The organism is Paenibacillus sp. FSL E2-0177, assembly GCF_037992975.1.
In the GTDB taxonomy this organism is placed as follows: Bacteria; Bacillota; Bacilli; order Paenibacillales; family Paenibacillaceae; genus Paenibacillus_AQ; species Paenibacillus_AQ odorifer.
The window spans coordinates 6,231,134-6,256,495 of record NZ_CP150307.1 but is presented as its reverse complement, the minus strand read 5'-3'; the positions used below and the strand labels follow the sequence as shown (position 1 = coordinate 6,256,495).

The following is a 25,362-nucleotide window of genomic DNA, read 5'->3' as shown; positions in this document are numbered from 1 at the left end:
TAGCAACGCTCACAAAACTAAGCAGATGCTTCCGAAGTGAGTTTTGTACGAAGTTTTTCAATGATGCACATGCTTTACAAAACTTTTAGGAGGGGAATATATGGACATCAAGCGTTATATGATAAAAGACACAAATGAAATCCAGCTTAACAAGCTGGACCCGGACGATACAGGTAACTTTAAATCAAAAAAAGAAGCAGAAGCCAAAACAGAGCAGTTAAAGGAACGGTTGGCAGAGCTTCAAGATATTCTTTTTGCACAGAAAAAGCATTCACTGCTCGTAATTCTGCAAGGGATGGATTCCAGCGGTAAGGATGGAACGGTTAAACATATTTTTTCAGGGATTAATCCACAAGGCTTTATAGTGACCAGCTTCAAGAAACCTTCTCTGGAGGAAGAAGCTCACGATTTCTTATGGAGAGTGCATCAAAAGACACCCCCTAAAGGCTACATCTCTGCATTTAACCGCTCACACTATGAAGATGTATTGGTACCGCGGGTACATGGGGGATTGAAAAAGGATGATTTGAAGCGCCGCTTTCGTTACATACGGCAGTTTGAGGAGATGCTGGTGGAAGAGGGAACGACAGTTATCAAGCTTTTTCTGCATATTTCAAAAGAGAAGCAGCTTAAGAAAATCAAAGAACGGCTTGAAGATCCCAAAAAACACTGGAAATTTGACGCAAGTGATCTACAGGAGCGGGAGTTTTGGGATGATTACCAAGAGGCATATGTAGATGTTTTTAAGGAGTCAAGTATTGATAAAGCACCCTGGTACTGGATACCAGCCAATCATCAATGGTACCGCAACTATTTGGCCTTATCCATCGTTGTAAAGACACTGGAGAGTCTGGATCTGAGCTATCCGAAGCTGAATACCCCCACACCCGACATATCGGAGCTCATTTCCCCGCGTCATTAATATTTGGATAAGACCAACATCTATTGCGGTACCTAAGATTGGGAGGAGCGTTACAGCCCGGCAGCATCCTCTAAGGCACTATTTAGTGAGGCCGAGTCGCGAACCTCTTTACCCTCCGCATTGCTTTGGCTGATCAGCTCAGAGACGGTAACGAATTCATAACCTTGTCTGCGGAGCTCATCGATAATTTGCGGAAGAGCTTCGTGAGTTTGTTTGCAGGAATCACTGGCATGTAGTAGAACGATATCACCAGGATGTGCTTTAGTCGTTACACGCTTCACGATATTGTCTACACCTATGTTCTTCCAGTCCAGAGAGTCTGTGTCCCACTGGATGACTTTGTAACCAAGATCATTGGCCACTTGCAGAACTCTTTTGTCAAAATCACCATTAGGCATACGAATTAAATTTGGTTCTTTACCGGTTAATTCTGTAAGCACAGTGTGAGCCGTTGTGATCTGAGTGCGAATCTCTTCGTTACTTAGAGTGCTGTAATTGACGTGTTTATGGCCATGACTGCCAATTTCGAATCCTGCGTTTTTAATGCTTGTTACAATATCCGGGTGAGTCTTACTCCATGGTGACGATAGGAAGAAGGTGGCTTTGTCCACTTTCTTGTCTTCAAGTACCTTCAAAATTGGTTCGGGTCTCTTTTCTCCCCAGCTAATATCGAAGGTTAGGGCAATCAGCTTCTTCTCTGTTGGCACACTGTAAATGGCAGAAGGTCCAGCCTCAGAAAAAACGGTGATATTACCCCTCTCGACATAGACAACTCCAGCAGCAAGAAGCACAGCGGCGAAGATATAGATGAACCTTTTGATCTTTTTGCCGCTGAATACATAAAAAGAATTCATTAATGACAGCGCTCCTCTCCCATGCGAAATGCTTGTTTGTTCTAAATGTATGCTCGTACCGCACGGTTATGACCTAAGAAACAGAGATCACAATTTCAGGAGGTATTTATGTTGTCGTTCTTCACGTTTGTTAAAGATATTAAATCGATCCGCAAGGCTTTGCTGCTATCCTGTCTGCTCTTCGTAATAGGAGCGGTTGTTGGCTGGGTAGCGACAAGTAGTCTGGAAAAACTATTGGTTCAGCAATTGGAAGGGCTTAGTGAGATCAGCGGAAACTTAAGAGACACCGCTAATCCGCAATGGAACTTCTTTGTATTTATATTTCTGAATAACGCCATCAAGGGCGTGGTTATTATTTTCCTGGGAGCGTTGTTCGGCATATTGCCAGCTATATTCTTATTTATAAACGGAGCGGTAATTGGCTACTTGATACATTTATCCGCACTGCAAGGACAGGATTTGTTCGATTTAATCGTAAAAGGATTGCTGCCACACGGGATTATAGAGATTCCGGCAATCATTATCGCGTGTGCCTTTGGGCTGCACTTTGGCGGAAAAGTGATTTCAAGTCTATTTCGATCTACAGATAGAAAAGAGGAGAGAAGCGCAGACTGGTCTGCTTTCATGCGTCAAACACTTACGGCTTCCATATGGACTGTAATCCTGTTATTTGTTGCAGCCATTATTGAAAGTACAATTACTTTTTCACTTTTATCATAAAACTTCCGGGAATAGAGCATAACATTAAGGGCGTTCATCCAAGGATTGCCTAAAGGTAAGGAGTATATAATCTAGACGAAACCATAAAGGGAATTTTTAATAATTATGGTTATAAAAAGAGGACTCCGGTTAATCTAGTGTAAGAGGATCTTAAGGCAGCTTTCTCCATGAGATGTACTTACTGATTATGCAAAAAAGGTTTTGGGGGTTTAGAGAAGGTGTTAATTGCAACTTCATGAAGGAGGCCAAGCATATGTTGGGAATGTTGTTTAACGAAAAGGAATGCAAGGAACTGGATTATGTTTTGAGAAAAGAACTAGATGAGATGCTGTTAGATTTGAGTGATCAGCGCTTGGACCAAAATATCAGGCACGCCATCGCTAATAGATATAAGACTGTATTCCGGATGTATGCTCGCTTCGCTCCTCAGAAAGAGCTTTCCAAGTATGCATGGGGTGGGCGTTCTTCTCAGTATAAACACTGAAGATATACGAGAATTGCTACAGTTTTATAAAGTTTTCAGATTATTTAATAAAATAGCTTGACTAAAAAGGAGTGCTCATGATAAATTATATCTCGCGCTCCTTTTGCTTGTGTAAAAGGAAAGCGGAAGGCAAGAAAAATTGAAAAAAAGATTTTTCAAAAAAAAGACTTGCCAAACAGCTTAACACTGTGATATATTATAAAGGTCGCCGCTGATAAACAACGACGACGAAATGAGAGATATTGATCTTTGAAAACTGAACAACGAGTGAGTGGGAAATCACGCAAGTGAAATCCAAAATTAGAGAATTAATTTTCTCGTCAGATGTTTCAAAATGAGCATATCGCTCTTTTCAATACTAATTGGAGAGTTTGATCCTGGCTCAGGACGAACGCTGGCGGCGTGCCTAATACATGCAAGTCGAGCGGAGTTACTTTGAAAGCTTGCTTTCAAAGTAACTTAGCGGCGGACGGGTGAGTAACACGTAGGCAACCTGCCCTTCAGACTGGGATAACTACCGGAAACGGTAGCTAATACCGGATAATTTCTTTTTTCTCCTGAGAGAAGAATGAAAGACGGAGCAATCTGTCACTGAGGGATGGGCCTGCGGCGCATTAGCTAGTTGGTGGGGTAACGGCCCACCAAGGCGACGATGCGTAGCCGACCTGAGAGGGTGAACGGCCACACTGGGACTGAGACACGGCCCAGACTCCTACGGGAGGCAGCAGTAGGGAATCTTCCGCAATGGGCGAAAGCCTGACGGAGCAACGCCGCGTGAGTGATGAAGGTTTTCGGATCGTAAAGCTCTGTTGCCAGGGAAGAACGTCCGGTAGAGTAACTGCTACCGGAGTGACGGTACCTGAGAAGAAAGCCCCGGCTAACTACGTGCCAGCAGCCGCGGTAATACGTAGGGGGCAAGCGTTGTCCGGAATTATTGGGCGTAAAGCGCGCGCAGGCGGCTATTTAAGTCTGGTGTTTAAACCTTGGGCTCAACCTGAGGTCGCACTGGAAACTGGGTGGCTTGAGTACAGAAGAGGAAAGTGGAATTCCACGTGTAGCGGTGAAATGCGTAGATATGTGGAGGAACACCAGTGGCGAAGGCGACTTTCTGGGCTGTAACTGACGCTGAGGCGCGAAAGCGTGGGGAGCAAACAGGATTAGATACCCTGGTAGTCCACGCCGTAAACGATGAGTGCTAGGTGTTAGGGGTTTCGATACCCTTGGTGCCGAAGTTAACACAGTAAGCACTCCGCCTGGGGAGTACGGTCGCAAGACTGAAACTCAAAGGAATTGACGGGGACCCGCACAAGCAGTGGAGTATGTGGTTTAATTCGAAGCAACGCGAAGAACCTTACCAGGTCTTGACATCCCTCTGAATCCACTAGAGATAGTGGCGGCCTTCGGGACAGAGGAGACAGGTGGTGCATGGTTGTCGTCAGCTCGTGTCGTGAGATGTTGGGTTAAGTCCCGCAACGAGCGCAACCCTTAACTTTAGTTGCCAGCAGGTAATGCTGGGCACTCTAGAGTGACTGCCGGTGACAAACCGGAGGAAGGTGGGGATGACGTCAAATCATCATGCCCCTTATGACCTGGGCTACACACGTACTACAATGGCCGGTACAACGGGAAGCGAAGCCGCGAGGTGGAGCCAATCCCATCAAAGCCGGTCTCAGTTCGGATTGCAGGCTGCAACTCGCCTGCATGAAGTCGGAATTGCTAGTAATCGCGGATCAGCATGCCGCGGTGAATACGTTCCCGGGTCTTGTACACACCGCCCGTCACACCACGAGAGTTTACAACACCCGAAGTCGGTGGGGTAACCCGCAAGGGAGCCAGCCGCCGAAGGTGGGGTAGATGATTGGGGTGAAGTCGTAACAAGGTAGCCGTATCGGAAGGTGCGGCTGGATCACCTCCTTTCTATGGAGAATCGTTCTCTGCAATGAGAACATTCAAATCGGAAGCTTAGCTTCCGCAATAGAACCTTCGGGTTCGAACACTCACTCGTGTTCAGTTTTGAAAGAGCAAGTCTCTTTCGTATGCGTTTGGTGGCGATAGCGGAGGGGTTCCACACGTACCCATCCCGAACACGACCGTTAAGCCCTCCAGCGCCGATGGTACTTGGACCGAAGGGTCCTGGGAGAGTAGGACGTTGCCAAGCGGACAACCAATTGATTGGTTGATTCACAATGTTATACATGTTATATGGGCTTTTAGCTCAGTTGGTTAGAGCGCACCTCTGATAAGGGTGAGGTCGGTGGTTCGAGTCCACCAAGGCCCACCATATAACATTATAGAGTAATTTTATGGGGCCATAGCTCAGCTGGGAGAGCGCCTGCCTTGCAAGCAGGAGGTCAGCGGTTCGATCCCGCTTGGCTCCACCATAAATTTTTGAATGAATAACTTTTTCAACTTGATCCTTGAAAACTGGATACCGAAACGAATTTGCGTTTTAGAACATCTTTTAGCAACTTGTGCAAACAAGTAAATGTTATTAGTGAGATTTTTCTTCGGAAGAATCAAGGTTAAGCTAATAAGAGCACACGGAGGATGCCTAGGCGCCAGGAGCCGACGAAGGACGTGGCGAACAACGAAACTGCCTCGGGGAGCTGTAAGCAAGCTTTGATCCGGGGGTGTCCGAATGGGGAAACCCAGCTGTGGTAATTCGCAGTTACTCATTTCTGAATACATAGGAAATGTAGAGGCAGACCAGGGGAACTGAAACATCTAAGTACCCTGAGGAAGAGAAAACAATAGTGATTCCGTCAGTAGCGGCGAGCGAACGCGGAACAGCCTAAACCTAAGAGCTTGCTCTTAGGGGTTGTGGGACGTCTCACATGGAGTTACAAAGGAATATGGTAGGTGAAGAGGTCTGGAAAGGCCCGCGATAGAGGTAAAAGCCCTGTAACCTAAACTGTATTCTCTCCGAGACGGATCCCGAGTAGTGCGGGGCACGTGAAACCCCGTATGAATCCAGCAGGACCATCTGCTAAGGCTAAATACTACCTGGCGACCGATAGTGAAACAGTACCGTGAGGGAAAGGTGAAAAGCACCCCGGAAGGGGAGTGAAATAGAACCTGAAACCGTGTGCTTACAAAAAGTCAGAGCCCTATTAATGGGTGATGGCGTGCCTTTTGTAGAATGAACCGGCGAGTTACGTTTAACATGCAAGGTTAAGCCGAGAAGGTGGAGCCGCAGCGAAAGCGAGTCTGAATAGGGCGAATTAGTATGTGGACGTAGACCCGAAACCGTGTGATCTACCCCTGTCCAGGGTGAAGGTGCGGTAACACGCACTGGAGGCCCGAACCCACGTACGTTGAAAAGTGCGGGGATGAGGTGGGGGTAGCGGAGAAATTCCAATCGAACTCGGAGATAGCTGGTTCTCCCCGAAATAGCTTTAGGGCTAGCCTCGGTATAAGAGTAGTGGAGGTAGAGCACTGATTGGGTGCGGGGTCCGCAAGGATTACCAAGCTCAGTCAAACTCCGAATGCCATATACTTATTGCCGGGAGTCAGACAGTGAGTGCTAAGATCCATTGTCAAAAGGGAAACAGCCCAGACCATCAGCTAAGGTCCCCAAGTGTGTGTTAAGTGGGAAAGGATGTGGAGTTGCACAGACAACCAGGATGTTGGCTTAGAAGCAGCCACCATTGAAAGAGTGCGTAATAGCTCACTGGTCGAGTGACTCTGCGCCGAAAATGTAACGGGGCTAAACACACCACCGAAGCTATGGCTAGATACGTATGTATCTGGGGTAGGGGAGCGTTGTGTAGGGGTTGAAGGTGTACTGAAAAGAGCGCTGGACACTACACAAGTGAGAATGCCGGTATGAGTAACGAAAAGATCAGTGAGAATCTGATCCGCCGAAAGCCCAAGGTTTCCTGAGGAAGGCTCGTCCGCTCAGGGTAAGTCGGGACCTAAGGCGAGGCCGAAAGGCGTAGTCGAAGGACAACAGTTTGAAATTACTGTACCACCGTAATCCGCTATGAGCGATGGGGTGACGCAGGAGGGTAGTGACGCGGACTGATGGATGTCCGTCTAAGCAGTGAGGCTGATGTGTAGGCAAATCCGCACATCGTTAAGGCTGGGCTGTGATGGGGAGCGAAAATTGTAGTAGCGAAGGTCATGATCTCACACTGCCAAGAAAAGCCTCTAGCCAGGAGAAGGTGCCCGTACCGCAAACCGACACAGGTAGGCGAGAAGAGAATTCTAAGGCGCGCGGAAGAACTCTCGTTAAGGAACTCGGCAAAATGACCCCGTAACTTCGGGAGAAGGGGTGCCCCGGTAGTGTGAATAGCACGAGGGGGCCGCAGTGAAAAGGCCCAAGCGACTGTTTAGCAAAAACACAGGTCTGTGCGAAGCCGCAAGGCGAAGTATACGGGCTGACGCCTGCCCGGTGCTGGAAGGTTAAGGGGAGTGGTTAGGGGTAACCCGAAGCTATGAACCGAAGCCCCAGTAAACGGCGGCCGTAACTATAACGGTCCTAAGGTAGCGAAATTCCTTGTCAGGTAAATTCTGACCCGCACGAATGGCGTAACGACTTGGGCGCTGTCTCAACGAGAGATCCGGTGAAATTTTAATACCTGTGAAGATGCAGGTTACCCGCGACAAGACGGAAAGACCCCATGGAGCTTTACTGCAGCTTGATATTGAATTTGGGTACGATCTGTACAGGATAGGTGGGAGCCGTAGAAATCGGAGCGCAAGCTTCGGTGGAGGCGCCGTTGGGATACCACCCTGATCGTATCTAGGTTCTAACCTAGTACCCTTACCGGGTACGGGGACCGTGTCAGGCGGGCAGTTTGACTGGGGCGGTCGCCTCCTAAAGAGTAACGGAGGCGTTCCAAGGTTCCCTCAGAATGGTTGGAAATCATTCGCAGAGTGCAAAGGCATAAGGGAGCTTGACTGCGAGACCTACAAGTCGAGCAGGGACGAAAGTCGGACTTAGTGATCCGGTGGTACCGCATGGAAGGGCCATCGCTCAACGGATAAAAGCTACCCTGGGGATAACAGGCTTATCTCCCCCAAGAGTCCACATCGACGGGGAGGTTTGGCACCTCGATGTCGGCTCATCGCATCCTGGGGCTGAAGTAGGTCCCAAGGGTTGGGCTGTTCGCCCATTAAAGCGGTACGCGAGCTGGGTTCAGAACGTCGTGAGACAGTTCGGTCCCTATCTGTCGTGGGCGCAGGAAATTTGAGAGGAGCTGTCCTTAGTACGAGAGGACCGGGATGGACGTACCGCTGGTGCACCAGTTGTTCCGCCAGGAGCATGGCTGGGTAGCTACGTACGGACGGGATAAGCGCTGAAAGCATCTAAGCGTGAAGCCCCCCTCAAGATGAGATTTCCCAATTAGTAAGACCCCTTGAAGACGACGAGGTAGATAGGTTGGAGGTGGAAGTGCAGTAATGCATGGAGCTGACCAATACTAATCGGTCGAGGGCTTATCCTATACGTAGAATGCAGATTTGTTTCGGATTCAGTTTTCAGGCGATTAAGCCTGAGCATTTACGCTGTAAATGCCCGTTTGGTGGCGATAGCGGAGGGGTTCCACACGTACCCATCCCGAACACGACCGTTAAGCCCTCCAGCGCCGATGGTACTTGGACCGAAGGGTCCTGGGAGAGTAGGACGTTGCCAAGCGGATATTCCCTGATAGCTCAGTTGGTAGAGCACTCGACTGTTAATCGAGTTGTCACAGGTTCGAGTCCTGTTCGGGGAGCCATGCTCTCATAGCTCAGCAGGTAGAGTGCTTCCATGGTAAGGAAGAGGTCACCGGTTCGAATCCGGTTGAGAGCTCCACAGATTTGCAAGGCCCGTTGGTCAAGGGGTTAAGACACCTCCCTTTCACGGAGGTAACATGGGTTCGAATCCCATACGGGTCACCAACTTTTACTTGTACTTACCCTTAGAGGGTCCCATAGATATGGAGGCTTAGCTCAGCTGGGAGAGCATCTGCCTTACAAGCAGAGGGTCGGGGGTTCGATCCCCTCAGCCTCCACCATAATCTTCCTAAGAGATTATGGGCAACATAGAGGTACCATCAATGGGGATTAGCCAAGCGGTAAGGCAACGGACTTTGACTCCGTCACTCATAGGTTCGAATCCTATATCCCCAGCCAAGTGCGAGCCATTAGCTCAGTTGGTAGAGCACCTGACTTTTAATCAGGGTGTCGAAGGTTCGAGTCCTTCATGGCTCACTTTTATTATTATCATGCGCGTGTGGCGGAATGGCAGACGCACCAGACTTAGGATCTGGCGTTTCACGACGTGGGGGTTCAAGTCCCTTCACGCGCACCACTTATTGCGGACGTGGCTCAGCGGTAGAGCATCGCCTTGCCAAGGCGAGGGTCGCGGGTTCGATTCCCGTCGTCCGCTCCATAATTTTGCGCCCTTAGCTCAGCTGGATAGAGCGTTTGACTACGAATCAAAAGGCCGGGAGTTCGAATCTCTCAGGGCGCGCCATTTTATTATTAAGCAATTATAGTATTTATAACGGGATGTAGCTCAGCTTGGTAGAGCACCTGGTTTGGGACCAGGGGGTCGCATGTTCAAATCGTGTCATCCCGATTTTCACCTTTGCGGGTGTAGTTCAATGGTAGAACTTCAGCCTTCCAAGCTGATAGCGTGGGTTCGATTCCCATCACCCGCTCCATAATTTTATAGTAACGGGATGTAGCTCAGCTTGGTAGAGCACCTGGTTTGGGACCAGGGGGTCGCATGTTCAAATCGTGTCATCCCGATACTCAGCTTAATCGCTGCTCAAAAGCTCTTACTTCGGTAAGGGCTTTTTTTGTTATGTATTGAATATACATATAAATACAGCCAAAGAACATATGTTCTATTATTCCTCCAAAAAAAATCGGACTTCCGGTGGAATTCCAATCCGTAGATAATAGTTTCTCCATGATTCCTCTTGTTCGGGGCTTCTGCCTGAAGATAATAATTTTACAGCAAAGACATTAGCTTGACGTTCAAGCTTCCCAGGAGAGAAATAGGAGCTTTCCTCCAGAAAAAAGCGATTGATCCCCTTGTGAAGCCGATCATGTCCTAATTCATGCGCACAAACGAAGCGCTGCCATTCTACAGGCAACTCATTATGAATGACGATAAACCTTCTTCTTAGTTTTCGATAATATAATCCCTTTGTGCCAGTCCCCAGATTCATGAAACGAATTTGAATGCCTAGTGCTGCGGCAAGCTCGAACGGGCAGTTGGTTTTATATTTTTTAATCAGACTATTGATCAGTTCATCCATGTTCTTCACCTGCAGCATGTTAGTATAGTTATTTAGTGTCTTTGGATTTTTTTCTCTTATTCATCTGTTTGGCTTCCCAGAACAATCCGGTTAGTACATCTTTTATCCTCTGTTTATCTTCTTTGTCTAATGGAATTCCGTCAAACATCAGCTCTCCATCATCCTCTAGCATTTTTCGAAAGTCTCTTTTATCTTTGCTTGTAGCCCAATCTGGGACAGCCTCATCGCTTGAAAGAGTCTGGTCCTGCAAATACCCTGCCTGATCCATTAGCTCCCCGTAGGGGACGCCAGTGGCCTCAGCAATTTTGCGTAACGTGGTTGGTTTAGGAACCCCTCTTAATCCATTCTCAATCCGGGAAATTTGCGAACCGCTAATTCCGGCTGATGCTGCTAATTGATTAATGGTGAGTCCTTTTGTTTCCCGAAGATGCTTCATATAATCTCCGAATTCCTGTTTCATCTCAACTCACTCCTTATTGGCTGTAACCTTATGATAATAATATAAGCCATTTTTGCCAATAGGTAAACAACAAAGCGTATATAATTGCCAAAAGGCAAGATAATGGAGGGATATATGCTCTTTTTCGATAAAAACAGCCTAAAACGGGGTTTTACGAGATTGGTAAAGAAGTGGTATATTATAGAAAAATACGAACAGAATACGAACAAGATTTATTTTATCACATTGGGCTGGAAAATTCCGCAAATTAAATCTCATTCAGTTAAACCCAAAAGGAGTGCATAAATGATGAACATATCAACTTTACCAGAGTTGGACCGTCGCCGAACCCAGGTCGCTATAGAGAGCATGTTGGAGAAATACCGTATTTTTAAGACCGTTACATTTGAAGCTAAGGAAGCAAGCACAACTTATTCATACACAGAAAGATTTCATGGTCCTACTAACACTGTAACTGATCAGACTGCTGCGATAGCTTCTTATAATGTGGACATCCCCGCCGCAAGGAGAGCTTATTGTTCCGCAATAGACTCTGTGGTAGAGAGACTCGATACGAGAGAACAGCAGCTGGTACGGGAAAGGTATATGAGAAGAGACGAGATGTACGATTATACGATTTACAATCATGTGTTTGATCCACCGGTAAGTAAGGACACTTACGTGAAGATACGCTCGAAGGCTTTTTACAAGATGGCATTAGCGTTAACGGATCTCGGCTTACTGTCTCTGCAAACTTTAGTAACAACAGCGCCTAGGGTAAAGAAAGAGAAAATGAGTATTACTTAATAGAAGTAGAATAGTTTGATTAGTAAAGAAGACTGTATCGTCCGAGCGGATGATGCGGTCTTTTTTTGAATTATAAGAAACTATAAGTTTCAGAATGTACTTTATCCTTATAATCCTCGCACAAAAACTTGCCGTCCATAAAAGGAGGGACCAAGGCTCTTTAGCTTGTCTTCAATTGTCTACCTCCAAAAAACCGCTCTATACCATCCCAAAGCTAGCCAAAACCTCGTCCGTTTACCCTCTCCGCAAGGATAATATGGGGGTATGATTATAACATGGCAAATGAAGCAAAAGAACACCGCAAGAGCATGAATGCTCTGCTAATAGTTCCGCCCTAAGGGTGATGAGAACAACCTAGCGGTGAAAGATTCTTCTCGCATTTGCCTAATGAAGAAGGGATATTATCCAACCTCGGATAGTATCCTTTTTTCTTAAATCTAGTTGAGGGGGTGTCTGCTTAATGTTCATGCAGTTGAAGGTTAACACCATCAAGGATCGACGAACGGTCGCAGATCAGAAAGGGATGGAGTGATGTCGGTACAACAATTGCGAGAACACATTACAAGTACACTTGAACGGTATTTTCCTGATGTGCCTGTATATGTAGAAGGAGAAAAACCTCAAACCGCTTATTTTCATCCCGGATTGATCTCAGCAACACTGGATCGGCAGCGGGAGGGCCGGTATTTAGCGGTCTACCGTTTTGGCATCCGTTATGAGCAAGGCAATTTGCTGGAAGCTGAGAGAATGGCAGATAAGCTGAGTGAGGCGATGGCAGGAATGGAGCAGGATGGTGGAGCTTTTCGTGTAGTTAGGCAAGCTTGGGAAGCTGGAACTGAAGGGCATGGGCCGCTGTTTACAGTTGACTATATGTTGTATTTGCAAAACGACAAGCCTGACAGCATTAAGATGGGACAAATGATTGGAGGAGAACGATTGAAATGAGTACTAAAGGAAGTAACGGGAATGGGTTCAGTAAGGAACAGATTGTGAATTCCCCACTTTTTACGCCGAGGGAAAAGGATATATTGAACGTTATTTTGCAGGATGGCAAGAACTATACGCTAGAAGAAGCAAAGCAATCTATGGGATTGTTCAAAAATAAGGAGGTAATGAACTAATGGCAGGCGGAACATGGACAACGCAAAATAAGGTGCGCCCCGGGGTGTACGTAAATGTAGCATCAAATCAAGGTGCCATCGGCAAAATGGGAGAACGCGGGATTACGGCATTGGCGCTTGCCCTATCTTGGGGAGAGCCGGGAGTAATCATGAGGATTACCCCGCAGGATGATGTGAATAAGCTGCTAGGAGTGGATTTGGAACATCCAACTCTACTGCCAGTGCGTGAAGCGCTGAAACGGGCGGGAACCTTGCTGCTCTATCGATTGAATGAAGGTGTTAAAGCGGCAGTCACAAATAACGGCCTTCAGGTAACAGCTAAATATGGCGGTGTACGCGGAAATGATCTTTTGATTGTGATTGAGAAAAATATAGAGAATGCTGCTCTTTTTGATGTAAAGACGTTGCTTAATGGAACCGAACTGAACAAGCAAACGGTCGGAACGGCTGAAGAGTTGGTCGCGAACGATTATGTTCAATTCCAGAAAAATGGTGCAGAAGGCTTGAAGCTAATTGCAGGCATGCCGCTTACAGGGGGGGCTAACGGAACCGTGACGAATGGAGCACATAGTGACTTCCTGTCTGCTCTTGAGGTGCAGGAATTCCAAACAGTGGGTCTAGTATCGCAGGATAGTGCTCTGAAGGCACTCTACAGTTCTTTTGTGAGACGGCTTCGGGATACAGAAGGGAAAAAGGTACAGGCTGTACTATCCGATTATGTGGCTGCAGGTCATGAAGGTGTGATTAGCGTGAATAATGGGGTAGTACTGAGCGACGGAACTACGATTGATAACGTCAATGCCGTTGCTTGGGTAGCTGGTGCTACAGCAGCAGCTGCTGTTAATGAATCGCTGACTTATCAGGGTTATGATGATTCGGTGGATGCTGATGTAAGACTTAGCCATTCTGAGACTACAGCTGCGTTGCTAAAAGGAGAGCTTATCTTTACTTACAGTGGCGGACGGGCTGTGGTGGAACAGGATATCAATACATTTACAGCGTTTTCACCGGACAAAGGCAAAGCATTCTCCAAAAATCGTGTACTGCGCGTGCTGGATGGAATTGCAAATGATATGAAGCGTATTTTTGAGAACTACTATATCGGTAAGGTCACGAATAATGAAGATGGCCGTGCTCTTTTCTGGTCACAGTGTGCGACTTATATGAATGATTTGCAGGATATGGGTGCGATTGAGGGCTTTAACGCGCAGACAGATGTTGTAGTTGTGGCTGGTGCAGATAGTGATAGTATCGTGCTGGATGTGGCTGTGAAACCGGTAGATTCGGTAGAAAAAGTATATATGAAAGTGAAGGTGGTTTAAGATGGCATTTTTAAAAGCTAGTGATACGATTTCCGGCCAGGAGGGCCGTGCTTATGCTGTGATTGGTACACAAACCGAAGAGATGTTCTATGTGAAAACTCTTGAAGCTACAGTAGAAAAAACAAAGGCAGAGGTGAAAACACTGGGCCGCCGGGGTGTTCAGCATAAAGCGACTGGATGGTCGGGCAGCGGTTCGATGACGATTTTTTATATGACTAGTCGTTTCCGCCAGATGATGCTCGATTATATGAATACGGGTGTTGATCAGTACTTCGATATTGAGGTTACGAACGAAGATCCATCGTCCAGCGTGGGAGCACAGCGTATTATTTTAAAAGGCGTGAACCTTGATAGTGTCATCATGGCCTCTCTCGATACAGAGTCAGACGCTCTAGAAGAAGAAGTTAGCTTTACCTTTGAAGATGTGCAGATTGTGCAAGCTTTTGGTGCTCCGGCAGGTTCCGGGCTTTAATTAAGACAACTAGATAGATTGGAGCAAGCAAGACCCGAACGTAGAATGAGGGGCGGGTCTCTTCTCTGTCTATTGGCAGCTAGTAGCAGGAGAAGTATCTAAATAAAAAATTCTAGGAGGAAGACAATGAGCGAATTAAGTTTGTTTTTTGCCCAAAATGTAGCATGTGACACGACCGAGGAGTTTGTAGTATCCCAGCGTTTTAAGGATAAGGAAGGAAATGCGGTAGCTTGGAAGCTGCGCAGTATGACTGAGGATGAGAATCAGGAATGCCGCAAGGCCGCAACCCGCAAAGTCAAAGGTAAAAACGGAGTGTATACCTCCGAAATTGAGCCTAACGATTATATGGCGAAGCTGATGACCTCAAGTGTAGTGCATCCGGATCTAAAAAATGCTGAATTACAGCGTTCTTATGGTGTTCTTGGTGCTGAGACACTGCTGCGTAAAATGCTGCTACCAGGTGAATTCGCGGCGTTGGGTGAGCGGGTGCAGGCCTTAAATGGTTTTGGCACGGACATGAACGAGCTGGTGGATGAAGTAAAAAACTAATCAACGAGGGCGATAGTGAAGCCAATTTTGCTTATTACGCCCTCCATGAGCTGCACATTTTACCCCATGAGCTGATGAAGCTGTCTTCCCGCGAACGCGCCGCAATATATGCGATGATTGCTGTTCGTGTGGAGAAGGAGAAGCGGGATCAGGCACGGAGTAAGGCGAGGAAGAGATAGTTAGGGGGTGAGAGAATGGCAGGTGTACAAAATAATATAGCTGGAATACAGCAAGTCTCTAATCAATGGATCAATGATATAACCAATCAGATTACAACACAGGTTTCGGCAAATATTTCAAATTCCTTCTCAGCAACCTTAAACCGTATCAGTATGAAAATAGTCAATAAACCCGTGTACAACATCACTAATAATTACAGTGCAGCTTATACCAGAATTCAAGCATCTATTGGAGGTGCGGTTCAGGCTCAGGAGAGACTGAATGATGCGGCTGATAGAGGGGCTGGAGGAGCTGAAAAGCAAGCAGGAACCTGGGAGAAGCTTACTGGAGCCTTTGAAAAGGCTAAGAGTATGGTGGAAAAAGTTAAAGGTGTCATGGAGAAGGTGCTTGTGCCCGCTGCTGAGCAGCAAAAGTGGGAAGATCTTTTTAAAGCAAAAACCGGAAATGCTGATGTTGGTGTAGCTATGTTTGATAAATTCAAGAAGAGAGCGCTAGAAACCGGACAGGACGTCAGCAAGTCTATGGAAAGTGTCTTGTCGTTTTATCCTAAAACACAAAATACGGACCAGCTAGATAAGCTAATGGATTATTCCACAAGGCTTAGTATGATGTCTCCAGAAGGTAAGGATATTGGCGATACTTCATCAGCGATTAATTCTGCATTTGATGGAGACTCTAGTGACTTAGCATCGATGCTTCAGGTAGATGAAGAGGAGCTTGGTGGACTCGACCTAGTAGCCAGTACGGGGAACATGGGCGCTTTTTTAAGTACTTTGGGAGATATCATGACAACGGCAGGTATGACGAGTACTTCGCTGCAAACCATGATGGATTCACCCGTAAATCAGTGGCAGACGCTTCTTGGAAACTATAACAATTCCTTAGCTGGCATGGGGCAAGGGGCTCTTGCAGCATTTTCCCCGTTGTTAAGCATTCTTAACGATGCGTTCTCAGAGGGTACCTTTCAGCCTATTATCGATGGGATGGCCATTGGATTGGCTATTATAGCACAAGGTTTTTCACAAGTAGTACAGGGAGCTTTGTTTCTTTGGAGTGTTCTTAGCAGTACGTTGCCTTATGTAGTACCAATTCTTTTGGGAATTGTTGCTGGGATTATAGCTTATAAAGTTGCCATGGGTGCAGCTGCAATCGCAACTAATATGTCAGCAATTGCGACTGGGATCGCTACCGCTGCGCAAGGGATTTACAACGCTGTGTTAAATGCTAATCCTATTGCTCTTGTAATTGGACTTGTTATTGCACTTATTGTGGCTTTTCTAGGAATTGTCGCAGCTCTTCAGCCAGTAAGAGATTTTCTTGCCAATATGTTCAGGGCTTTGGGACAGATCGTTGCAGATTTTGTAGGTTATGTGATTGATCTTTGGACCGGGTTTATTAATGGCATCATTGATGCTGCCAATTTTTTATTAGGTGGTATTAATAAAGTAATTGGCGCTGTTGGTAAATTTATTGGTATAGAATCAGAGATTAATCTTCATCTTGAACAGGTTGACAGCAGTCAATTTAAACAGAACGTGGAGATGAGCATTGAAAATACTTTTGATACAGCTGCGAATTTCACGCAAGATTTTGATGTTAATAAATTTAAAGAAAGCCTAAACGTTGGTGGAAACACGAATAACGAGACTACAATCAATCAATGGAATACTACTCATCAAGATGAATCAACGAAACCTCCGAAATCGCCTACCATTCCTGAGGTTCCAGTAGTTCCTGTGACGACGACTCCTGCGTTAAATACGCCTTCCGCTGTAGGTTCTTTTCAAAATGCAGGAGTACCGGGTAATCTGAACACCGTAAACCGTGTGAACGAGCTCGGCTCCATCAACGACACCGTAGACATCTCCAGTGATGATCTGAAAATGCTGCGCGAGCTGGCCGAGATTCAGGCGATCCAGAATTTTGTGGAGCTTACGCCGACGGTGCAGGTGACGACCGGGAATATTAACAATGCCGGAGACATTGATACGATTATCAACAAGATCGGGCAAAAGCTGAACGAGGAGTTTGTCTCTACGGCGCAGGGGGTGTATACGTAACGTGGAAGAGTACGGAATTTTTTTGGGCTTTAATAATCAGGAGGATGCAATCCGGCTGCCAGTCAATCCAGAGACCTTGGAAATCAAGGAGAGTGGAGATGGAAAAAGCTATACCATTATCGATCTGGGTGAGATCAATACGATTGCTTATCCGAAGCTTACGGAGATCACAATTGAAAGCATTTTCCCGGAACAAAGGTATCCGTTCGTATTGGTGCAAGAGGATGGATTGAAAAGGCCTTTTGAATATGTGGAGCTTATTAAGAAATGGATGACGAGTCGTCGGCCCATTCGGTTTGTGTTCTCCGGTGTGAGGTATCCCGATGATACGAAAAAGGATGAAAAGAAGTTAAACAAACCGCAGAAATGGCTAGAGGAATCTTCAATTAGTGAGGATAGATCTTTAGAAATTGATTTTGCTGTGAATATGGCTATGAGCATTGAAGGTTTCACTTGGAAGCTTAGTGCGGGTACGTCAGGGGATATTGAATATTCGTTATCTCTCAAAAAATACGTATTCTATCAGGCGGTAGCTGTGAAGGTTGTCAAAGGTGAAGTGAAGGCGGAACAGAAGCGGGCCAATGAAAAAGCAAAGCCTACTACCTATACCTTAAAAGCTGGAGACAGTCTATGGAGTATCGCTCAAAAAAACCTAGGAGATGGCTCGAAGTACAAAGCCATTCAAAAGCTTAATGGCATTCCGGATAGTGAGCTGAAAAAGCTGCCCATCGGTAAAGTCATCAAGCTGCCGTAGGAGGATGTTATGGAACTGCTAGTGAAGAATAAAGAAGGGAATCTATGGGATATTTCTGGCATCGTCTCAGATATTTCTTGGAAAACCGCACGGTCAGGTAAACCGTCAACGCTAGAGTTAACGCTTGTGGATAGCGGAATCTATCAGCTCCCCAAGTTCGGGATCAGCAACGGTGATATTATTCAGTTCAGTAAAGATAATGTAGATGTATTTTACGGATTTGTGTTCAGCATTGATACGGGCTCGGATCAGGAGATTAAGCTGACTGCCTATGATCAGATTCGTTATTTGCTGGGCAATGGTAGTTATGTTTTGCAGGATGTTACGGCTAGTGATGTTATCAAGAAAATAACAACGGACTACGGATTAAAGACAGGTGTGCTGGAGGAGACAGAGTACCGGATTCCTTCTTTAATTGAAGATGACAAAAAGCTGTTGGACATCATTATGGGAGCCATCGGCAGTGAGCTTCAGTATAAGGGGCGGTTGATGGCTTTTTACGATGATTTTGGGAAGCTGACGCTGCGTAAACCGGATTCTATGTTGCTTAACCTGGTGCTCGGAGCGGGTCATTATCTGTACGATTATTCGCTCAAAAAAAGTATTGATGACGATACGTACAACACGATTTTTCTGTACAAGGATAACGAGGCATCGGGCAAACGCGATTTCTATCCGGTTAGTGACAAGGACAATGTGAAACGCTGGGGTATCCTGCACTTGTATCAGAAGGCTGATGACAAAGCGAATGCTGCCCAAATTCAGGAGAAGGCAAACAATTTACTGAAAATGCACAACCGTGAAAAGCTCAGTCTCTCCGTACAGGCGATTGGTGATATGCGTGTAAGAGCAGGCAATTTCATTTATGTCCTATTGGATGAATTCGAGACTCAATTGTTTCTGGTGGACCAATGCAGCCATAAGATTTCTGGAGGGGAGCATACCATGTCCCTCGATATTAAGGTGGTGTAGAAATGATGTTAGATATTATTAAAAAAGCAAGTCTAGGAGCCGTGGGAAGTACAAATCCCGTGGCTTTTTCTTATGGAACGGTAACGGAGGCAGCTCCTTTGCAGATCCAGGTGGATCAGCGGTTTATTTTATCGGGGAATGCGTTAGTGCTGCCTGAATCGGTAATGGAAAGCAAGATCGACATCGAGGGCAAAGAAGTAATACTTCGGCGAGGACTAGCGAGTGGGGACCACGTATTAATGGTTCGAATGCAGGGCGGACAAAGCTACATTGTTCTGGATCGGCTGGTGAGCCCGATATGATCCCTGCGATTGGAAAAGCTGGACCGATAACGGCCCTGCTTGAGGGGGAGGTCAACCTTGAGCGTGGGGAAAGTCCTAGTCTTACGTACCGGATGGATTGGGAGAGAAAAAGGATTACAGGCCAAACGGATGGACTAGAAGCTGTTCAACAGGCGGCGGCTAAAATATTGCGAACCGATCGGTTTGAACATCTGATTTACAGTTCTGATTACGGAACAGAGTGGCGGTTGGTGCTTGGCAAGGATCGGCTGCTGGTTAGAGCTGAAATCAGACGTATCGTAAGTGAGGCACTACTTCAGGATGAACGAATCCTTAGCTTAGAGAATATTGTTGTTTCGTTTACCGGAGATAATCTAACTTTTGACTGCAAGGTCGTCACACGTTACGGAAATTTTCAGCTGAGAAAGGAGTGGAATGAGGATGTATGAGGATCAGACGTATGAGGCTCTTTTGGAGCGGATGCTGGACCGGATTCCATCAGGATTGGATAAACGCGAGGGCAGCATCATTTATGACGCGTTGGCTCCAGCAGCCGCTGAGTTGGCACAGATGTATATTGAGCTGGATGTGAATAATAATCTGTATTTTGCAGATACGGCTACCGGAGAGTACTTAGAGCGAAGTATCTCCTGGTCAGGCATTGTAAGGCGTGAAGCTAGCAAGGCGCAGCTGAAAGGAATTTTTTATAAGGCGGATGGAGGATTGTTAGATGTTCCACTCGGCAGCCGCTTCTCACTCGAAATGCTGAATTATACGGCTGTAGAGAAGTTATCTCCTGGAGTGTATCGCTTGGAAAGTGAAACCGCTGGAGAAGAAGGAAATCGATATTTTGGCTCTTTACTGCCAGTGGATTATATTTTAGACCTAGCGCGCGGAGAAATAGCTTCTCTTCTGATCCCTGGGGAGGACATTGAAACGGATGATGCACTACGCCAGCGTTATTTGGACTCAGCCAGATGCCCAGCTACTAGCGGAAATAAATATCACTATATGGAGTGGGCACTACAAGTTCCGGGTGTGGGAGGCGCACGTGTTTTTCCATTATGGAAAGGTCCTAAAACTGTGAAGGTGATTATTGTGGACGCCGAAAAAAAACCAGCATCCGAGCTGTTGGCGGCTCAGGTGCAGCAATACATTGATCCGGTCTCAGGAGCGGGTGAGGGACAAGCACCGGTAGGGGCTGTTGTGACCGTGGCGCCGGCTGCGGGCAAAAACATCAGTATAAGCGCCAAGGTAACCCTTGCTTCTGGCTATGCACTGCAAGCTGTAAACCAAGGCTTTCAGGTGATGCTTGAGAAATATCGCAAGGAGAAGGCTTTTTCAGCAACCTATATCAGTCAGTCTGTCATCGGGGCATTATTGCTTGCTACTGAAGGAGTTGCGGATTACACAGAGCTGAAGTTGAACAGTGGAGCGGGCAATGTGATGTTGAACGAAGAAGAAGTACCGTTGTTCGGCAACATTCTACTGGAGGTGTAGCATGGGTTATCCAGAGCAAATTGATATTTTTCAAGAAAAACTTAATAAAAAAGTAAACGGTAGCAGCTATGTTATCGAAGAGAGATTACCGCTTGTAAATGGCGTTTACAGTGGTCTTCTAGCGCATGACAATATTAATAATCAGACCATTGCGGTGTACACAGGGTCACAGTATTCCGGGATCGAGCTACGCAATTTCACTGTGTCTTTTCCGGATGAGGCGCCCTGGCGGCGGTTGATTAAGATTTTTGCCGATGTGCCTGAGGTATATGTGACTTACGAAACTCCCGGCGATACGGTTGAAGCAGAGGATATTAACGGTTTGCAGGTGAGTCTTATTGCTGTCCAGACTGAAGTAGAGCGTTATAAGAACAAGGGCCAGATTGACGGAGGATCATTTAGAAGAGAGGTGTAAAATGGCACAGACCATACAAATAAAGCGGGGTACAAAGGCTGAGCTAACGAGTTATGGCGTGTTGAAGGCAGGCGAGCTTGGTTTTTGCAGTGATACTAAGGAAGTTTATATTGGTGACGGCACGTCCAATTCCATGGTCGGCAGGGCGCTGTCAGGGGGAGAAGCTTCGCGTCCGGTTGCAGGATCCGTTGGTCGTTTGTATTACGTGACTACGGGTTCGAATAGCGGATATTTATATTTTGATGATGGGGCAGCTTGGCGGCGAGTGAACGCGCAGAAGCTTAGCGATCTGACAGGTACAATTGACGATATCGCTGATGGAGCAACCTATGCGAAGGTGCTTAAAGCGGATATTAGTGCGGGACATATCAATAAAGTATCGGATGGCACAAACGTAAAGACTGCCGCTGAGATCAAGACTCACATTGATGATGTGGCCAAGCACCGGACAATCAATGATACAGGGACTACGATTACAGACTTGTGGTCTGCACAAAAGATTAAAAATGAAATTGAGCTGGCTAAGCATAACATCGAACCGCAAGCGTCGGTAAAAGACCAGAACCTGCTGGCTCCACCTGCCAGTCCGGTTGAGGGGGATCGATATATTATTCCAGCAGGGGCAAACGGGGCATGGGCGGGCAAAACGAATCAAATTGTTGAATACCAATCTGCCGCTTGGGTATTTTATGTTCCTGCCGTCGGTTGGACCGCTTACGTCGATGATGAGCAGAAGATTTATAGCTGGAACGGCAGCGCATGGGTACGTACCGGTGGTGCACTACAGACCATTACAGCCGGGAGCGGGCTGATTGGTGGTGGTCAAGCCGATGCTGTGACGCTGAACATTGGTGCAGGTAATGGTATCACGGTCACTGCAGACGCGATTGCGGTTACCGCTGGAAAAGGAATCACCGTAGATGCAGCCGGTGTAGCTGTAAGTGTGGATGGAAGCAGTATCGTTTATGATGCAGCGAATGGCAATAGACTTACCGTAGCCAGTATTGATGGCGGAACATTCTAGGGGGCGGGACAATGGCTCTAAAAACATTGATTCAAATACGCCGCGGCTTGGAAAGCGCCATTGGAGCGCTGGCTATTGGTGAGCTTGGGTATTGTACAGACAGTGGCAAGCTGTACATTGGTTCTGCCGCTGGTAATGTCTTGCTGGTAGCCGCGCAGAGTACCGGGGATATGCTGAAAAGCATTTACGATACGAATAACAATGGCAAGGTGGATTTTGCGCAACAAGCGGATAGTGTAGCTTGGGCGGGGGTAGCAGGTAAACCAGTGGTATTTCCTCCGGCGGCGCATACACATGATTATTTGCCCAAAGGCCCCCTAACCTGGAATCAACTGAAGGGGGTGTAGAGGATGAGTTACGGCAGCTCTTTATACAGCGAATTGCAATATTCCGCAGATAAAGATTCGAGCCATCCGGGTGAAGTCGAGGCGCCTGATCTAATGCAGTATTTGCCGGACTATTATAAGGATGTCCGCGAAATGGAGAAGCTTCAGGAGACCATCGGGCTAGAAATTGGTGGACTGAAGCTGGGCACTATAGACGTACTGGATCAGGCTTTTGTTGAAACGGCAACGGTGAGCCTTGGACGATGGGAAGCTGAGCTTGGACTAAATATCGATTCATCCAAGTCATATGCCACACGCCGAGAGATGATTAAGGCAAAGCTGCGTGGAAATGGGACGACCACACCGGAGATGATTCAGCGGACGGCGTCAGCTTTTTCAGGTGGAGTGGTTGAAGTAAAGGAAGTGCCTGAGGAGTACCGTTTTGAGATTCATTTTGTGAGTACGCTGGGCATTCCCCCGAATATGGCGGGGTTGATTCAAATCATCGAAGAGATTAAACCTGCGCATTTAGCTTATGAATTTGTGTTCAGCTATACCTGGTGGGAATCTGTTAAGGCTTTGACTTGGGAGAGTGCTCACAGTAAAACATGGAACGAATTAAGAACTTATAGATAGGAGAGTGACATATGCAAACCACAGGAAATTTGGGCTTAAAGAAGCCAGAGGGAACAGATATCGTTGATATTGCCGATTTGAACGGGAATATGGACATTTTGGACAATGCAGTGAATGGCAAGGTCGATAAAGTAACAGGCAAACAGCTATCTTCGAATGACTACACCGCAGCTGAGAAAACAAAGCTGGCGGGGATTGCGACGGGAGCGAATAATTATGTGCATCCTAATCACACGGGGGATGTTATAAGTACTGGTGACGGGGGGACCGCAATTGCGGCTGGGGTGATTGTAAACGCCGATGTTAATGCTTCAGCCGGAATTGAGGCTTCGAAGATTGGAACGGGAGTGGTCTCTAATGCAGAGTTTGGGTACTTGGATGGGGTGACTAGTGGGATTCAGGGGCAGCTGAATGGTAGGGCGCCGTTGGTTACTACGCCTCAGCAGACGACAGCGGATATTACTTACTATGTGCGGACGGATGGGAATGACACAAACAACGGTTTAGCCAATACGGCAGCAGGGGCATTTAAAACAATCAATAGGGCTATCGGCATGATTCCTCAAGTTGTTAATCATACTGCATCTATAAATGTTACATCTGGAACCTATGCCGAAGATGTGAGGATTAGCGGCAAAGTAGGCGGTGGTCATGTTCAATTTATGGGTACTTCTGTAACTATCCGCTCCTTCGTGGCTGAACGGTGCAATCGTATTGTTATAGACGGTTTTTCTGCTAATACCACAACCTCAATGGGTTTTAATGCATATGACGGTGGAAACATCGACATTAAAAATTGCTCCTGTGGAACTACCGCTAATTATCCGGGCATTAATATTGCAGGTCAAAACGCAGACATTAGAAATTCTTCGGTATCTGGACGAAACTTTGGAATAATAGTCGGAAGTGCTTCGATTGTTACATCACTCGAAAACACGGGGCAAGCGAATGGCGTAGGTCTTTACACTAGTCATGGCGGTTCAATCTATAAATATGGCTCACAGCCATCAGGAATAACTCCCGAAGGCTCATTAAATGGTATCATCACAAGTGGGGTTCTTAACCCATGGGGAGATAATACAACGAATTCTAGAAGTAATATTGCATGCGGCGGTAGCGCTACACAAACAATCGTACCGCTCACATTCACTAAACTTTTATTCCCATCGGTTTACTATGATCGTTTAGGTGAATGGAATGCGACCACCGGGATTTTCACTGCAAAAGCTGCTGGTATATACGCTATTGATGTTATGGCTACATGCACATCCGTACCCTTGCCATTTGTGGTTCAGATTCAAATTTATAAAAACGGAGCGCGGGATCAGTGCATTGGAAGAACCGTTGCGTCAGCTAGTGGGCAAGACGTTTCCGTCCTTGGGGTTTCTAATACAGATCTTAGCGCTGGGCATACGCTTGAATTTTACATTTATCATTACGGAACATCTAACGTTGGGGTAACTGGTGACGGTCTTTTCAGTCATTTGAGAATAGTTAAAGTTGCATAGAAAAGGAGATGAGGAACAATGAATATAGCACAAGCAATTATGTATCTATACCCAAACGCCGACCCAATAAAAGATTTCATAGTGCAAGATAACGGAGCTGAACCCGTATTACACGAAGGCGTACACGGACGCACACGCTACGAAATCCGACTATTAGATCAAGACGAAACCGAGTATATAGAAGATGTACACTATCGTTATGTAGTGGATTTTAACCGATTGAAAAAGGGCGTAGACTACGACATTATTGAACGTGGCCCATACATCGCAGCTTGGAACCTAGATGTCCCACAACCAACGGAAGAAGAACTCGAAGCCGCGTGGGAAGCATATCTAGAAGCAGAAGCTAACAAACCACCAGAATTAAGCGAATTCGAGCAACTCCGTGCTGAAAATACTACTTTGCAAGACAGGCTTCAAGATGTCGAAGTCATTATGGCTGAATTACTCAGCATATAAACCCAAAAGGAGGTGAGTTGTAATCATGACAATGGATTCATTGACAGCCGCCAAACTCCGCTTGATGGCCAATGCCTGCATCACTCGTTTTGAGCGTGAGGAGGGTCCGATAGAGAATATCATTTCTTCCTATAACATGCAGCCGGATAATGAGATTTTGGTTAAGGATCAGATTATCGAGAAACGATCAGATATTCATTTTGCTGAAAACGATTCGACTGAGCAAGCTTCATCAGCCAAATAATTAGCACGCATCCACACAGGAGCGTGTTTTTTTGTGCCCTCGGTGGTGCCGGGGGCTATT

25 protein-coding genes, 14 tRNA genes and 4 rRNA genes are annotated in these 25,362 nt (G+C 46.5%); 40 read left to right on the top strand and 3 right to left on the bottom strand.

All coding sequences use genetic code 11. The features are described 5' to 3' along the window. Positions 1-100 precede the first annotated feature (100 nt). Positions 101-922, top strand: a complete 822-nt coding sequence (locus tag MHI25_RS27885) for a PPK2 family polyphosphate kinase (RefSeq protein ID WP_076280126.1) — start codon at positions 101-103, stop codon at positions 920-922. 50 nt (positions 923-972) lie between these two features. On the opposite strand, the gene pdaB is transcribed toward MHI25_RS27885, so the two are convergent. Further along, positions 973-1,776 carry a polysaccharide deacetylase family sporulation protein PdaB gene (pdaB, locus tag MHI25_RS27880; protein ID WP_036680629.1) on the bottom strand — a complete coding sequence of 268 codons (804 nt, stop codon included), beginning with the start codon at positions 1,774-1,776 and terminating at the stop codon, positions 973-975. A gap of 108 nt (positions 1,777-1,884) precedes the next feature. Between pdaB and MHI25_RS27875 the strand changes: the two genes are divergently transcribed. From MHI25_RS27875 to MHI25_RS27780, 20 genes are all read left to right on the top strand, one after another. Then, positions 1,885-2,496: a stage II sporulation protein M gene (locus MHI25_RS27875; RefSeq protein ID WP_076138447.1), complete on the top strand. Its 612-nt coding sequence runs from the start codon at positions 1,885-1,887 to the stop codon at positions 2,494-2,496. 253 nt (positions 2,497-2,749) lie between these two features. Then, positions 2,750-2,980 carry a hypothetical protein gene (locus MHI25_RS27870; protein ID WP_036680631.1) on the top strand — a complete coding sequence of 77 codons (231 nt, stop codon included), beginning with the start codon at positions 2,750-2,752 and terminating at the stop codon, positions 2,978-2,980. Positions 2,981-3,339: 359 nt separating this feature from the next. After that, positions 3,340-4,897 (top strand): 16S ribosomal RNA (locus tag MHI25_RS27865). A 124-nt stretch (positions 4,898-5,021) separates the two neighbouring features. After that, positions 5,022-5,138, top strand: a 5S ribosomal RNA gene (gene rrf, locus MHI25_RS27860). Between the two features lie 46 nt (positions 5,139-5,184). After that, positions 5,185-5,261 (top strand) — tRNA-Ile (locus MHI25_RS27855). A gap of 24 nt (positions 5,262-5,285) precedes the next feature. Further along, positions 5,286-5,361 (top strand) — tRNA-Ala (locus tag MHI25_RS27850). A 139-nt stretch (positions 5,362-5,500) separates the two neighbouring features. Further along, positions 5,501-8,427, top strand: a 23S ribosomal RNA gene (locus tag MHI25_RS27845). A 74-nt stretch (positions 8,428-8,501) separates the two neighbouring features. After that, a 5S ribosomal RNA gene (gene rrf, locus MHI25_RS27840) occupies positions 8,502-8,618 on the top strand. The 16S, 23S and 5S rRNA genes sit together here with 14 tRNA genes alongside, the layout of an rRNA operon. A 6-nt stretch (positions 8,619-8,624) precedes the next feature. Beyond that, positions 8,625-8,700, top strand: a tRNA-Asn gene (locus MHI25_RS27835). A 1-nt stretch (position 8,701) separates the two neighbouring features. Beyond that, a tRNA-Thr gene (locus MHI25_RS27830) sits at positions 8,702-8,777 on the top strand. Positions 8,778-8,788: 11 nt separating this feature from the next. Beyond that, positions 8,789-8,863: transfer RNA gene (locus tag MHI25_RS27825), tRNA-Glu, on the top strand. Between the two features lie 40 nt (positions 8,864-8,903). Next, positions 8,904-8,979 (top strand) — tRNA-Val (locus tag MHI25_RS27820). A gap of 43 nt (positions 8,980-9,022) precedes the next feature. Next, positions 9,023-9,097 (top strand) — tRNA-Gln (locus tag MHI25_RS27815). A 5-nt stretch (positions 9,098-9,102) separates the two neighbouring features. Next, a tRNA-Lys gene (locus tag MHI25_RS27810) sits at positions 9,103-9,175 on the top strand. Between the two features lie 16 nt (positions 9,176-9,191). Further along, positions 9,192-9,275: transfer RNA gene (locus tag MHI25_RS27805), tRNA-Leu, on the top strand. Between the two features lie 6 nt (positions 9,276-9,281). Further along, positions 9,282-9,356: transfer RNA gene (locus MHI25_RS27800), tRNA-Gly, on the top strand. Between the two features lie 7 nt (positions 9,357-9,363). Then, positions 9,364-9,440, top strand: a tRNA-Arg gene (locus MHI25_RS27795). 31 nt (positions 9,441-9,471) lie between these two features. After that, positions 9,472-9,545: transfer RNA gene (locus tag MHI25_RS27790), tRNA-Pro, on the top strand. Between the two features lie 11 nt (positions 9,546-9,556). Further along, positions 9,557-9,630: transfer RNA gene (locus MHI25_RS27785), tRNA-Gly, on the top strand. A gap of 14 nt (positions 9,631-9,644) precedes the next feature. Then, positions 9,645-9,718: transfer RNA gene (locus tag MHI25_RS27780), tRNA-Pro, on the top strand. Between the two features lie 101 nt (positions 9,719-9,819). On the opposite strand, the gene MHI25_RS27775 is transcribed toward MHI25_RS27780, so the two are convergent. Together MHI25_RS27775 and MHI25_RS27770 are read right to left on the bottom strand one after the other, a co-directional pair. Further along, a complete protein-coding gene (locus MHI25_RS27775) occupies positions 9,820-10,233 on the bottom strand; it encodes an ImmA/IrrE family metallo-endopeptidase (RefSeq protein ID WP_036681396.1) in 414 nt (137 codons plus the stop codon). A 28-nt stretch (positions 10,234-10,261) separates the two neighbouring features. Next, a complete protein-coding gene (locus MHI25_RS27770; RefSeq protein WP_076220514.1) occupies positions 10,262-10,693 on the bottom strand; it encodes a helix-turn-helix transcriptional regulator in 432 nt (143 codons plus the stop codon). 285 nt (positions 10,694-10,978) lie between these two features. Here MHI25_RS27770 and MHI25_RS27765 point away from each other — a divergent pair, with 285 nt between their 5' ends. From MHI25_RS27765 to MHI25_RS27675, 19 genes are all read left to right on the top strand, one after another. After that, complete coding sequence (locus MHI25_RS27765) at positions 10,979-11,479, top strand: ArpU family phage packaging/lysis transcriptional regulator (RefSeq protein WP_094902361.1); 501 nt, start codon at positions 10,979-10,981, stop codon at positions 11,477-11,479. Between the two features lie 531 nt (positions 11,480-12,010). Continuing rightward, positions 12,011-12,424, top strand: coding sequence for a DUF6838 family protein (locus tag MHI25_RS27760; protein ID WP_038573440.1), 414 nt, complete (start codon positions 12,011-12,013; stop codon positions 12,422-12,424). Beyond that, positions 12,421-12,600 carry a hypothetical protein gene (locus tag MHI25_RS27755; protein WP_076220512.1) on the top strand — a complete coding sequence of 60 codons (180 nt, stop codon included), beginning with the start codon at positions 12,421-12,423 and terminating at the stop codon, positions 12,598-12,600. The genes MHI25_RS27760 and MHI25_RS27755 overlap by 4 nt, the downstream gene beginning before the upstream one ends. Further along, positions 12,600-13,922 carry a phage tail sheath family protein gene (locus MHI25_RS27750; RefSeq protein WP_340394665.1) on the top strand — a complete coding sequence of 441 codons (1,323 nt, stop codon included), beginning with the start codon at positions 12,600-12,602 and terminating at the stop codon, positions 13,920-13,922. Before MHI25_RS27755 ends, MHI25_RS27750 begins: the two co-directional genes overlap by 1 nt. Before the next feature lies 1 nt (position 13,923). Beyond that, complete coding sequence (locus tag MHI25_RS27745) at positions 13,924-14,394, top strand: phage tail tube protein (protein ID WP_036681245.1); 471 nt, start codon at positions 13,924-13,926, stop codon at positions 14,392-14,394. Between the two features lie 126 nt (positions 14,395-14,520). Then, positions 14,521-14,943, top strand: coding sequence for a phage portal protein (locus tag MHI25_RS27740; RefSeq protein ID WP_076129761.1), 423 nt, complete (start codon positions 14,521-14,523; stop codon positions 14,941-14,943). Positions 14,944-15,137: 194 nt separating this feature from the next. Further along, positions 15,138-17,183: a hypothetical protein gene (locus MHI25_RS27735; RefSeq protein WP_076193917.1), complete on the top strand. Its 2,046-nt coding sequence runs from the start codon at positions 15,138-15,140 to the stop codon at positions 17,181-17,183. A 1-nt stretch (position 17,184) separates the two neighbouring features. Next, positions 17,185-17,937: a LysM peptidoglycan-binding domain-containing protein gene (locus MHI25_RS27730; protein WP_340394664.1), complete on the top strand. Its 753-nt coding sequence runs from the start codon at positions 17,185-17,187 to the stop codon at positions 17,935-17,937. Between the two features lie 9 nt (positions 17,938-17,946). Continuing rightward, entirely contained in the window at positions 17,947-18,909 is a 963-nt protein-coding gene (locus MHI25_RS27725) for a hypothetical protein (protein ID WP_076099867.1), read from the top strand. A gap of 5 nt (positions 18,910-18,914) precedes the next feature. After that, positions 18,915-19,211 carry a DUF2577 domain-containing protein gene (locus tag MHI25_RS27720; protein WP_340395715.1) on the top strand — a complete coding sequence of 99 codons (297 nt, stop codon included), beginning with the start codon at positions 18,915-18,917 and terminating at the stop codon, positions 19,209-19,211. After that, positions 19,208-19,639 carry a DUF2634 domain-containing protein gene (locus MHI25_RS27715; RefSeq protein ID WP_076099869.1) on the top strand — a complete coding sequence of 144 codons (432 nt, stop codon included), beginning with the start codon at positions 19,208-19,210 and terminating at the stop codon, positions 19,637-19,639. Before MHI25_RS27720 ends, MHI25_RS27715 begins: the two co-directional genes overlap by 4 nt. Further along, positions 19,632-20,690 carry a baseplate J/gp47 family protein gene (locus MHI25_RS27710; RefSeq protein ID WP_340394663.1) on the top strand — a complete coding sequence of 353 codons (1,059 nt, stop codon included), beginning with the start codon at positions 19,632-19,634 and terminating at the stop codon, positions 20,688-20,690. The genes MHI25_RS27715 and MHI25_RS27710 overlap by 8 nt, the downstream gene beginning before the upstream one ends. 1 nt (position 20,691) lies before the next feature. After that, a complete protein-coding gene (locus MHI25_RS27705; protein WP_340394662.1) occupies positions 20,692-21,105 on the top strand; it encodes a phosphoglucomutase in 414 nt (137 codons plus the stop codon). Between the two features lies 1 nt (position 21,106). Beyond that, entirely contained in the window at positions 21,107-22,129 is a 1,023-nt protein-coding gene (locus tag MHI25_RS27700; protein WP_340394661.1) for a DUF2793 domain-containing protein, read from the top strand. An 11-nt stretch (positions 22,130-22,140) separates the two neighbouring features. Further along, the gene (locus MHI25_RS27695) at positions 22,141-22,476 is read left to right on the top strand and encodes a hypothetical protein (RefSeq protein WP_076099872.1); all 336 of its coding nucleotides are present in this window, start codon (positions 22,141-22,143) and stop codon (positions 22,474-22,476) included. A gap of 3 nt (positions 22,477-22,479) precedes the next feature. Beyond that, positions 22,480-23,091 (top strand): putative phage tail protein, encoded by a 612-nt coding sequence (locus MHI25_RS27690; RefSeq protein WP_076280154.1) that lies wholly within the window; start codon positions 22,480-22,482, stop codon positions 23,089-23,091. Positions 23,092-23,102: 11 nt separating this feature from the next. Beyond that, positions 23,103-24,599: a hypothetical protein gene (locus MHI25_RS27685; protein ID WP_340394660.1), complete on the top strand. Its 1,497-nt coding sequence runs from the start codon at positions 23,103-23,105 to the stop codon at positions 24,597-24,599. 18 nt (positions 24,600-24,617) lie between these two features. Beyond that, positions 24,618-25,058 (top strand): XkdW family protein, encoded by a 441-nt coding sequence (locus tag MHI25_RS27680; protein WP_339188616.1) that lies wholly within the window; start codon positions 24,618-24,620, stop codon positions 25,056-25,058. Between the two features lie 25 nt (positions 25,059-25,083). After that, positions 25,084-25,302, top strand: coding sequence for a hypothetical protein (locus tag MHI25_RS27675; RefSeq protein WP_340394659.1), 219 nt, complete (start codon positions 25,084-25,086; stop codon positions 25,300-25,302). Positions 25,303-25,362 lie beyond the last annotated feature (60 nt).